This window comes from Streptomyces sp. NPDC045678, from assembly GCF_056432085.1.
In genome coordinates this window covers 132,674-143,705 of sequence record NZ_JBWKJS010000008.1, presented here as the reverse complement: position 1 = coordinate 143,705, position 11,032 = coordinate 132,674, and the positions used below count along the sequence as shown (strand labels likewise).

Genomic DNA, 11,032 nt, shown 5'->3' with positions numbered 1-11,032 from the left:
TGCTCCCCCCCCCCCCCCCCCTTCCTTCCCCCCCCCCCCCCCCCCCCTCTCCCCCCCCCCCCCCCCCCCCCCCCCCCCCCTTCCCCCCCCCCCCCCCCCCCCGCGCGCGTAGCGCGTAGAGGGGCGCCGTCTCGTCAGGCGGGGCGGACCACGCTGTGGATCGGCATGTAGTAGATCGACTCGACGCGGACGTTCGCGCCCGGCTTCGGGGCGTGGATCATCTTGCCGTTGCCGATGTAGATCCCCACGTGGCTGATGTCGTCGTAGAAGAACACCAGGTCACCCGGCTTGGCGTCGGCGGTCTTCACCGTCGTGCCGACCTTGACCTGGTCCCAGGTGGTGCGCGGCAGGGAGATCCCCGCGGCCTTCCACGCGTCCTGCGTGAGCCCGGAGCAGTCGTAGGAGTCGGGGCCGGTGGCGCCCCAGACGTACGGCTTGCCGATCTGGGCCTCCGCGAAGTCGATGACCTTCGCGGCCTTGGTGGCGTAGCTGCCGTCCGAGCTTCCGGTCCCCGAACCGGAACCGGAACCGGAACCGGTGTCGGAGCCCGAGCCCGAGCCCGAGCCGGAGTCCTGGCCCCCCTCGCGCTCCTTCTCCCGCTCGGCCGCCTCCTCCGCCTTGCGCTTGCGCTCCGCCTCGGCGGCCTGCTCGCGGGCCAGCTTCTCGGCCTTGCGCTTGGCCTCCTGCTTCTTCTTCCGCTCGATCTCCGCGAGCCGCGCCTTCTCCTCGGCGGTCAGCTTCGAAAGGAGCTCGCGCGCGTCCCCCAGTTTCTTCTGGACGGTCTTCTTGCTCGTCCTGAGCTCGTCCCGCGAGTCGGTCAGCGTCTCCAGGCTCTTCGCGGCCCGCGTGCGCTGCTTCGTCGCCGAAGCCTGCTCCGTCTCGTAGGCGTCGACCGCCTTCTTCTGGCGCGTGGTGAGCCGGTCCGCCAGGTGGTTCTGGTCGAAGTAGCCCTGCGGGTCGTTGGCGAGCATCATCGTGGCCGTCTCGGAGACGGCGCCGGTGCGGTACTGGGCCGCGGCGAACGAGCCGAGCTCCTGGCGTGCGTCGTTCAGCTTGTCCGTGCGCTTGGCCACGTCGTCGAGCAGCCGGTCGACCTTCTTGCGCTGCTTCTCGGTGCGCTCCTTGGCGGAGTTGTACTTCTGGGTGGCGACACCCGCCTGCTGGTAGAGCTCGTCGACCTTCTTCTGCACCTCTTCGAGGCTGGGCTTGGACGGCGCCGAGGGCGCTGCCTGCGCGCTCTGCGACAGGAGGGCGACGGAGGTGAGGGCTGCCGTCGTGATGCCGAGGGCGGGGGCCGTACGAATGCCGGCCGTCCGGTTCCGCGGCTTGCGGTGCGACGCCAAGGAGGCGACTCCTTCCGTAGACCGCCTACCGGGTTAGCTGTCGGGTTCGGGCGGATGGTTCGGAAGGCTGCCCTACGGTCCCGTACTTCGTACGGGACCGATTCACCCCAAGTTTTCGGTGGGTCCCCGGCTCCGAACACGTCGGACTCGGCGGGGGCCGCCCGTTCCCGGCGGGTTCGCCGGTGGGGGGACGAGTGGCCCGCCGGGCACGCTAGCCAACTCGTGTGGTGCCTGTGAAGGTTGATGTTCGATATGCCCGATACATTTTCGTTACTTCACGCGGGCGTGCGCGGCGCGCGAGCGGCCATGGCGGAGTGTGATCGTCCGTGGGCGGCGCGTGACGCGGGTGCCGCTGTCCGGAACCCGCAGCGGGTTGTCAGTGGGGCCGCCTAGACTCGGGAGGCGATGAGCAGCCTCTTTGATGACAGCTTCCTGGCGGACCTGCAGCCCTCCCGGGCCGCGGACGAAGCGCCCCCGCCGCCGCCCGAGGACAGCGCTCCGGAGCCCATTCCGGACGACCTGTTCGACGGAAAGTTCGACGCGCCCATGTCCCGGGACACGCACTACCGCGACGGCGCCCCGCGCCCGGTCATCGACCCCGCGACGCTCCTCGATGGGCTGAACGAGAACCAGCGCGCGGCTGTCGTGCACGCGGGCTCCCCGCTGCTCATCGTCGCCGGCGCCGGTTCCGGCAAGACCCGCGTGCTGACCCACCGCATCGCGCACCTGCTCGCCGAGCGCGGCGTGCACCCCGGCCAGATCCTCGCGATCACCTTCACGAACAAGGCCGCGGGCGAGATGAAGGAGCGCGTCGAGCAGCTCGTGGGCCCCCGGGCCAACGCGATGTGGGTGTCGACCTTCCACAGCGCCTGCGTCCGCATCCTCCGCCGTGAGTACAAGAAGCTGGGCTTCACGTCCTCCTTCTCGATCTACGACGCCGCCGACTCCAAGCGCCTCATGGCCCTGGTCTGCCGCGACCTGGATCTGGACCCCAAGAAGTTCCCGCCGAAGTCGTTCAGCGCCAAGATCTCGAACCTGAAGAACGAGCTGATCGACGAGGAGGACTTCGCGGGGCAGGCCGCCGACGGCTTCGAGAAGACCCTCGCCCAGGCCTATGCCATGTACCAGTCGCGCCTCCGCGAGGCGAACGCGCTCGACTTTGACGACCTGATCATGACGACGGTCCACCTGCTGCGCGCCTTCCCGGACGTCGCCGAGCACTACAGGCGCCGCTTCCGGCACGTCATGGTCGACGAGTACCAGGACACGAACCACGCGCAGTACGCGCTGGTGCGCGAGCTGGTCGGACCCTCCGGAGGCGAGGGGGACGACCCCGCGGAGCTGTGCGTGGTGGGTGACGCGGACCAGTCCATCTACGCCTTCCGCGGCGCCACGATCCGCAACATCCTCCAGTTCGAGGAGGACTACACGGACGCGACGACGATCCTCCTGGAGCAGAACTACCGCTCCACCCAGACGATCCTGACCGCCGCCAACGCGGTCATCGAGCGGAACGAGAGCCGCCGCCCCAAGAACCTGTGGACCAACCAGGGCGAGGGCGCACGCATCACCGGATACGTCGCCGACACCGAGCACGACGAGGCACAGTTCGTCGCCGACGAGATCGACCGCCTCACCGACGCGGGCGACGCGAAGGCCGGCGACGTGGCGATCTTCTACCGGACGAACGCCCAGTCCCGTGTCTTCGAAGAGATCTTCATCCGCGTCGGCCTGCCCTACAAGGTGGTCGGCGGCGTCCGCTTCTACGAGCGCAAGGAGGTCCGCGATGTGCTGGCCTACCTGCGCGTCCTCGCCAACCCCGAGGACGCGGTCCCGCTGCGCCGCATCCTCAACGTACCGAAGAGGGGCATCGGCGACCGCGCCGAAGCCATGATCGACGCGCTCGCGCAGCGCGAGAAGATCTCCTTCCCGCAGGCGCTGCGCCGCGTCGACGAGGCGTACGGAATGGCGGCCCGCTCCACCAACGCCGTCAAGCGTTTCAATACGCTGATGGAGGAGCTGCGGACCGTCGTCGAGTCGGGCGCGGGCCCGGCCGTCGTCCTGGAGGCCGTCCTCGAACGGACCGGCTACCTGGCCGAGCTCCAGGCCTCGACCGACCCGCAGGACGAGACCCGCATCGAGAACCTCCAGGAGCTCGCCGCCGTGGCGCTGGAGTTCGAGCAGGACAACAACCAGGCTGCGGACAACAGCCAGGCCACGGACACCGACCAGGCCACGGACACCGACCGGGCCGCGGACAACGCGCAGGGCGGACCGGATGCGGGCCAGGGCCAGGGCGAGGGCGAGGGTGAGGCCGGTGAAGGCACCACCCCGGCCGGCACGCTCTCGGACTTCCTGGAGCGCGTCGCCCTGGTCGCCGACTCCGACCAGATCCCCGACGAGGAGGACGACGGCTCCGGAGTCATCACGCTGATGACCCTGCACACCGCCAAGGGCCTCGAATTCCCCGTGGTGTTCCTGACCGGCATGGAGGACGGCGTCTTCCCGCACATGCGCTCCCTCGGGCAGGTCAAGGAGCTGGAGGAGGAGCGTCGCCTCGCGTACGTGGGCATCACGCGCGCGCGTGAACGGCTCTACCTGACCCGGTCGTCCATGCGCAGCGCCTGGGGCACGCCCTCGTACAACCCGCCGTCGCGCTTCCTCGAGGAGATCCCGGACACGCACCTGGACTGGAAGCGGACCGGCTCGGTCGGCGCGCCGGCCACGTCCGGCCCCGCCGGGGGAATCGCCTCGTCGCTGTCCTCGTCGCGCTCGCGCTCCGGTGGCGCACAGGGCTTCGCCACGCGCCGCGCGTCGGAGAAGCCGGTCGTCTCGCTGGCCGTCGGCGACCGCGTCACGCACGACCAGTTCGGCCTCGGGACCGTGGTCGGCGTGAAGGGGACGGGAGCGAACGCCGAGGCGACGGTGGACTTCGGCGAGCCCAAGCCGAAGCGCCTCCTGCTGCGGTACGCACCGGTGGAAAAGCTCTAGCGCGGGCGTCGGCGGCCGGAGTTACGTTACGTCGGGTCGAGGCCGTGGCTGCGGAGCCACGGCAGCGGGTCGATCGCCGAGCCGCCGGCGGGCCGCACCTCGAAGTGCAGGTGCGGTCCTGTGGAGTTGCCGGAGTTCCCGGAGAAGGCGATGGTCTCGCCCGCCTTCACGGGACCGCTGGAGATCTTGTGCGTGGAGAGGTGGCAGTACCACGTCTCCGTGCCGTCCTTCGCGGTGACGATCGCCATGTTGCCGTAGGCGCTGTTCCACTTGGTCGACACAGTGCCGTCGGTCGCGGCGAGGACTTCGGTGCCGTACGACACCGGGAAGTCGATTCCGGAGTGCGCGGACATCCAGTTGACGCCCGCCTGCCCGAACTGCGCGCTGAGGCCGTGCTGCTTCACCGGCAGGGCGAACTTGGGACGCAGCCGCTCCTTGCGCGCGGCCTCCGCCGCCGCCTTCTTCTGGGCGGCCACCTTCTCCGCCTTGAGGTCGATGCGCTCCTGCGTGCGGCTGGCGCGGTCCGCGAAGTCGCCCGCGTCCGCGGAGAGGTTCGCCAGCTGCGTGTCCAGCTTGTTGTTGGCGGCGGAGGGCTGCACGGGCGCGGTGTCCGGGGCCGATGCCGTCGTCGTCGTGTCCTTCGCGTCGTCCCCGCCGAAGTTCCCCACGGACGCGGCCGCCACTCCGGCGACCCCCATCACGCAGGCCGAGGGCACGGCGACGGTGAAGAGCGCGGAGCGCTTGGCGGGGGTACGGCGACGGGTCCTGGAGCGGCCGCCGGCCGCGGGTCCGCCGCTCCTTCCGCGGGAAGAACGGGGCGCGGCACCGGGGGAATCCGTCGACTCGGTGGCCGCGGGCTCGTACGCGGCGTCGTCATCGGTCTCGTACGCCTGGGCCGCGTCGTGCGGGACGGCGGCGCCGAGCAAGTCGGGTGCGTCGTGTGCCTGGTGTGACTCGTGGGTGTCGGCGGCCGAGTTCCACGCCGTCGCGTCGTACGCACCGGTGTCGAAGGTCTGCGTGTCCCACTGGCCGGTCTGTGGACCGTCCTGCGGAGTCTGGTGCCAGGCGGTGGTGTCCCACTGGCCCGTGGAGTCAGGGCCCGGCTGCGCGGGGATGTCGGCGACCTGCTGATGCCCGCCGGTCGACCACATCGAGGCGGTGTCGTAGCTGCCGTCGTAGGTGGCGGCGTAGTACTGCTCCGCGTACGCGTCGTAAGTGGCCGTCTGCTGCGGGCCTGTCGTGGTCGCCCACTGGCCCGTGTCGTGCCCGTTGCCCGGCATGTCGCCGAAGAGGGGGTCGACCGCGAACGTTCCGGTGTCGAAGGCGCCGGTGTCGGAGCTGCCGGTGGAATAGGTGCCGTGGCCGTAGCCGTTGTGCTGGGCACTCTGTTCGTCGTACGTCGCGTAGTGCGCGTAGTCGGCGCCGGGTGCCGAGGACGGGGTCATCGAGCTCCCCGACGGGTGACGGTCGTTCACCAACTTCTCTTTCGCCTCGGCAGCAGGGGCAGAGCAGTGCGGCGACTGTACCCGGCGGTATACGGGCGCGACAATCTTCCCCAGGTTTCGTGCTCGCAGGAAACGGGCATTCGGCCGCCTTTCGGCGGTCTGCGGGCACAGCCTTGGCTTTGCGTTCGAGATGCGTTCGATAGTTGGGCAGGTCAGGCGACCGTCAGCCCGCCCGGTGCGCTCTTGGCGTCGGCGCCCGGGTTCGCCAGGTCGAGGGCCTGACGGATTCCGTTCGCGACTGCGGGGTGCACCGGCAGCGCGAGGTGGCCGATGCCGGTGACGCGGACGTTCTGCGCGCTCAGGTCGGGGTGGTCGACGCAGGCCGTCTCCAGCGGATCCATGATCCGGTCCAAGTCGCTCCAGAAACTCACGAACTGGGTGCGGCAGCCCGGCGCCGGTTCCTTGAGTTCCTCGATCACATCGGAGCCCGGGCGCATCTGCCGGACGATCGGGTGCGCGTCCGCGAGCGGCACCACGCGGGTGCCCGCGTGCGGTGTGCCGAGCGTGACCAGGGTGCGGATGCGGGCGTCGCCGCCTTGCCGCTGTGCGTAATAGCGGGCGATCAGCCCGCCGAGACTGTGGCCGACCACGTCGACCCGGGCGTGTCCCGTGCGCTCGCAGAGCTCCTCGATGTGGCGGCCCAGCAGTTCGGCGGCGCCCCTGATGTCGCAGGTCAGCGGGGAGTAGTTGAGGGACTCCACGCGGCGTCCGCCGTGCTGGGACAGGGTGCGGCGGAGCAGTACGAACACCGAGCGATTGTCGATGAAGCCGTGCAGCAGGAGGACCGGAGGCCGGTTGTCCGAGGGGAGGCGAGGGGCGCCCGGGGGTGGCTGGACGGGGCTCACCCTGCGTTCCTGGGTGACGCCGGAGGGATAAAGGAGGAGGTGGCCGGCGAGGATCGCCAGCTCCAGGGCCGTCGCTTTCAGGAGGGCCAAGGAGAGGCCGGTCATCTTGGGCGGGAGCGCGGGGAGCGAAAGGAGAGCCGGCAGCGCGGGGCGGGGTGGGAGTGAGGGGGGTGGGGCGAGGCCGAGGATTCTCGGCAGCAGGGAGCCGAGCGGGCGAAAGGGGCGGGCCCCGGTGAGCGGCATCGTCGACCTCCCGATTGGCGCACGGAAGGACGCCTCTGTCCCCCGTGTGCCCTAGGGGGAGTCGTGGCCGAGGAGACGGCAGGTGCGATGGCGATCCCGGCCACCCTTGTGTGGCGGCCCCGTGCCCCCGTTGCATCGCCGATGTGCGGTATCACCACGCCGTGCGGCTGCCGGCGCGGTGGCCCGGCGTCTCGTTGCGGCTCCCCTCGCGCCTGATCCGGATGCGGAGCGTGAACCCCTCGGTAGTGGACGGCGCGCAGCGAACGTGTCCCACGTGTGATTTCCCCCTCGCTCTCCACCGTGAAACTGCCGCTTGCGCGATGCTGGGGATAACGTTCGTTCACTTCCCCGGCCGGTGCGGTGCGGGGTATCTGTGCCGGGACAGACTGTTGTCGGTACGGATATCGGTACATGGAGGCAGTGATGGGTGTGGCAGCCGGGCCGATCCGCGTGGTCGTCGCGAAGCCGGGGCTCGACGGGCACGACCGCGGGGCCAAGGTGATCGCGCGGGCGTTGCGCGACGCCGGTATGGAGGTCATCTACACCGGGCTGCACCAGACGCCCGAGCAGGTCGTGGACACCGCGATCCAGGAGGACGCCGACGCGATCGGTCTCTCCATCCTGTCCGGGGCGCACAACACGCTGTTCGCGCGCGTCCTGGAGCTGCTGAAGGAGCGGGACGCCGAGGACATCAAGGTGTTCGGTGGCGGCATCATCCCCGAGGCGGACATCGCGCCGCTCAAGGAGAAGGGCGTCGCGGAGATCTTCACCCCCGGGGCCACCACCACGTCGATCGTGGAGTGGGTCCGGGGGAACGTGCGGCAGGCCGCCGTCTGACTCTTCCGGCGGAACGGGCGTGAGCTGGGAGTGGCGGAAGAGGTGTGACCTGGGGGTGCGGGTCGCGGGGGTGTGTGCGTCCCCCTGCGACCCGCAGGTACGGACGTACGGACGTACGGACGTACCTGCGGGTCCTGCATCCTCGTATCACGGGTATCACGGGTACCCCGGGTGTCTCGGGGGTCACTGCGGCGGGAGTTCGTCGCGGATCGCCGCGCGCAGGCGCAGCGTGGTCACGAGGCGTTGGAACGCCTCCGACCAGTACCCGCCCGCACCGGGCGAGGCGTTCTCCGGCTCGTCGGGTATCGCGGTGAGCGCCTCAAGCCGGACCGCCTCCGACGGGTCGAGGCAGCGCTCCGCGAGGCCCATCACACCGCTGAAGCTCCAGGGATAACTCCCCGCGTCACGGGCGATGTTCAGGGAGTCCACCACCGCGCGGCCCAGCGGCTCGGCCCAGGGGACCGCGCAGACGCCGAGCAGCTGGAACGCCTCCGACAGTCCGTGCGCCGCGATGAAGCCGGCCACCCAGTCCGCCCGTTCGGGAGCGGGCAGCGAGGCGAGGAGCTTGGCCCGCTCGGCGAGCGATACGGCGCCGGGGCCCGCGGCGTCCGGTGACGCGGGGACGCCGAGCAGCGCACGCGACCAGGCGACGTCCCGCTGACGCACCGCCGCGCGGCACCATGCGGCGTGCAGCTCGCCGCGCCAGTCGTCGGCCACCGGGAGTGCCACGATCTCGGTCGGCGTGCGGTTGCCGAGCCGGGGCTGCCAGGTGGCGAGCGGGGCCGCCTCCACCAGCTGACCCAGCCACCAGGAGCGCTCGCCGCGGCCGGCGGGGGGCTTCGGAGTGACGCCGTCCCGCTCCATGCCGGCGTCGCACTCGTGCGGTGCCTCTACTGTGAGGGTCGGTGTGTCGGAGGTGTGGTCGACGGCCACGCAGGAGGCCGCGCGGGTCGACATCCTGCCGGCCAGGGCCGAGTCGGGGAGTGCGGACAGCAGCTCCGCCGCGGTGGCGCGGACGTTGCGGCTGCGGTCCGTGAGGGCCTGCTCCAGGAACGGCTCGTCCGCGGAGGAGAGGCCGGTGCGCAGGGAGTCGAGGAACATCAGGCGGTCCTCCGCACGCTCCGTCGACCAGGTGGATACGAGCAGGTCCAGCGCCGTTCCGGCGTGGTGCGCGCGCAGCGTGGTGAGGAGGGCGACGCGCTCGACGAAGAGCCCTTCCTCCCAGAGCCGTTGGACCTGCGGGGCGTCGTCGGCGGACGGCAGGGTGACGCCGCCTCCCGGGGTGGCCCGGAGTGCGAACTTCCAGTCGGGGTTCAGGCGGGCCAGCCAGAGAGCTCTGGGGCCCGCGAAGGTGAGGGCCTGGGGGCGCAGGTCCGTGCGGCCGCGTGCCGCGTTCAGGAGCGCGGGCAGCAGCTCTGGCGGTGCGCCGTACCCCCGCGCGTTGGCGAGGGCCAGCCACTGGGGCAGAAGCTCCATCAGGTCGGGGGCCGCGCCCCTGCGACCGCCGCCTCCCGTGCCGGGCTGATCGGTGAGCAGCGTCGCGAGCCTGCGCCGGGCCGCCGGGGGCACCGGTGGCCTGGGGTCATCCGCCGCGGGCTCGGGCAGTGCGGCTGCCGGTGCCGGGCGCAGTCCGGCCCTGCGGCGCGCCGTCTGCAGCGCCGCCGCGTCCAGGAGGGCGATCGGCGCCTCCTTGCCGGGGGCGTGCACAGCGGCCGGCAACGCGCGGCGTTCGGTGCCCAGCAGAGCCGTCGTGACGAGGTCGTCCCAGGAGGGTGTGGTGGGGTCGGTGGTGCCAGGGGGAGCGTTCGTCGCGTTCGCCGTGGCCGGGGTGGGTTCCTGGTGTGCGTTCTTCAGCACAGCGACACCGTCTCTCCAGAGTCCTTCGGCCAGGCCGCCAGTGGGGTGAAGCCTCGATGGCCGCACTCGCCGAACACCGTCAGCGGTGCGCCTCCGGAGAGGGCGATCAGACGCCACAGGCCCGGCCGGGATGTGGCGGACGGTGCCAGGGGGAGTGCCGATGAGGTCACCGGATCGGCCAGTTGCCACGAGCCCGTGCCCGTGCCCCGTGTGCCCCTCGCCTCCCGTGCGTCCCTCGCGTCCTGCGAGCGGGTCGGTATCACTTCGGCGAGCGTCACCGGCCAGGACTCCAGCCAGGGATCGTCCCCGAGCGCCGCGCCGTAACGGGCGGCGGCCTCTTCAGGACGTACGCCCGGCGGCCGCTGTGCGGTGGGCGCTGGTGCCGCGAACTGCTCGCCCAGCTCCACGCGCAGCTGCCCCGCACCCGGATACTCGGTCACCTCGGCGTCGAGCGCGAGGCCCACGGGCAGGGCGAGCGCGGGTGCCCGCCCCGCCGCCCCGTACGAGAGGAGGAGTGCGGTGCGGCCGGACTCCGTGCCGTACAGCCAAATGCGGCGCGTGGTGAGCCTGCTGTCCGCCGTGTCGTACTGCGCGAGGACCACCCAGCGGTCCCGCACCGGCGGGCCCTCCGCCTGCGCGGGCAGGCCGACATGGGAACGGACCGTGGCCGCCAGACCCTCCGGCAGCCCGTCACGGTGGAGCCAGCCCTGGTCGAGGAGATGGAGCAGCGCGCACTCCTCCAGGAGACGTATGGGCCAACCGGGACCGGAGGACGGTACGGCCCCCAACTCGCGTACGCGTGCGGCCAGTCCCGGCGCCTGGGCGTCGACCATGCGGGCCGCCGTCTCCTCCCACAAGCCGTACCCCATCTGCTCCGCCGATGCCGTGCCGCCGCGGAGCAGGTCGGACAGGCGCTGCTCCAGCTCCGTCACGCCCGCGGTGATGCGCGCGGCCCGCTTCGACGCTCTCTTGCGCGCGGCCTCCGGGTCGGCCGGGGCGGCGCCCGCAGCAGCCGAACTCTGCTTGCTGTCCGCTTTTTTGCGGCGCGCCGTCAGCCACTCCTCGGCCCAGGCCGGTGGCTCGCCGCCGTCCGGCACGGTGCCGTCCGACCCCGCCCACACCAGCAGCAGCCCCAACGCGTGCTTGCACGGGAACTTACGGCTCGGACAACTGCATTTGTACGCCGGCCCCGCGACGTCCGCGATGTCCACGATCGTCTGATACGGCTTGCTGCCGCTGCCCTTGCACAGTCCCCACACCGCCCCCTCGCCAGTACTGCCTGCTTCCGACCATGGTCCGGCGACGCCGAGTTTGCTGCCCGCCTTGCGTGACGGGGCATCAGGAGCCAGTGCCAGCACCTGATCCGCCGTCCAGCGCACCCCCTGCTGAGTCATGTCTCGAAGGTAGGTGC

General features: G+C 71.4%; 7 protein-coding genes and 1 riboswitch. Of the genes, 2 read left to right on the top strand and 5 right to left on the bottom strand.

Annotated elements, in window-relative coordinates:
- Positions 1-134: 134 nt before the first annotated feature.
- Complete coding sequence (locus tag AC07DO_RS27195; RefSeq protein ID WP_479063373.1) at positions 135-1,343, bottom strand: C40 family peptidase; 1,209 nt, start codon at positions 1,341-1,343, stop codon at positions 135-137.
- Positions 1,344-1,350: 7 nt separating this feature from the next.
- Positions 1,351-1,506, bottom strand: a riboswitch (cyclic di-AMP (ydaO/yuaA leader).
- Between the two features lie 242 nt (positions 1,507-1,748).
- Between AC07DO_RS27195 and AC07DO_RS27190 the strand changes: the two genes are divergently transcribed.
- A complete protein-coding gene (locus AC07DO_RS27190) occupies positions 1,749-4,334 on the top strand; it encodes an ATP-dependent DNA helicase (RefSeq protein WP_479063372.1) in 2,586 nt (861 codons plus the stop codon).
- A gap of 26 nt (positions 4,335-4,360) precedes the next feature.
- Here the strand turns inward: AC07DO_RS27190 and AC07DO_RS27185 are convergent, their stop codons facing one another.
- Together AC07DO_RS27185 and AC07DO_RS27180 are read right to left on the bottom strand one after the other, a co-directional pair.
- On the bottom strand, positions 4,361-5,809 hold the full coding sequence (locus AC07DO_RS27185; protein WP_479063371.1) for a M23 family metallopeptidase: 1,449 nt from the start codon (positions 5,807-5,809) through the stop codon (positions 4,361-4,363).
- Between the two features lie 182 nt (positions 5,810-5,991).
- Positions 5,992-6,789, bottom strand: a complete 798-nt coding sequence (locus AC07DO_RS27180; protein ID WP_479063649.1) for an esterase/lipase family protein — start codon at positions 6,787-6,789, stop codon at positions 5,992-5,994.
- A gap of 561 nt (positions 6,790-7,350) precedes the next feature.
- On the opposite strand from AC07DO_RS27180, the gene AC07DO_RS27175 reads away from it, so the two are divergent.
- A complete protein-coding gene (locus tag AC07DO_RS27175; protein ID WP_055569378.1) occupies positions 7,351-7,764 on the top strand; it encodes a coenzyme B12-dependent isobutyryl CoA mutase small subunit in 414 nt (137 codons plus the stop codon).
- 183 nt (positions 7,765-7,947) lie between these two features.
- Here AC07DO_RS27175 and AC07DO_RS27170 read toward each other — a convergent pair whose 3' ends face one another.
- Together AC07DO_RS27170 and AC07DO_RS27165 are read right to left on the bottom strand one after the other, a co-directional pair.
- Positions 7,948-9,621: a DUF5691 domain-containing protein gene (locus AC07DO_RS27170; protein ID WP_479063370.1), complete on the bottom strand. Its 1,674-nt coding sequence runs from the start codon at positions 9,619-9,621 to the stop codon at positions 7,948-7,950.
- A complete protein-coding gene (locus tag AC07DO_RS27165; RefSeq protein ID WP_479063369.1) occupies positions 9,615-11,015 on the bottom strand; it encodes an SWIM zinc finger family protein in 1,401 nt (466 codons plus the stop codon). The genes AC07DO_RS27170 and AC07DO_RS27165 overlap by 7 nt, the downstream gene beginning before the upstream one ends.
- Positions 11,016-11,032 lie beyond the last annotated feature (17 nt).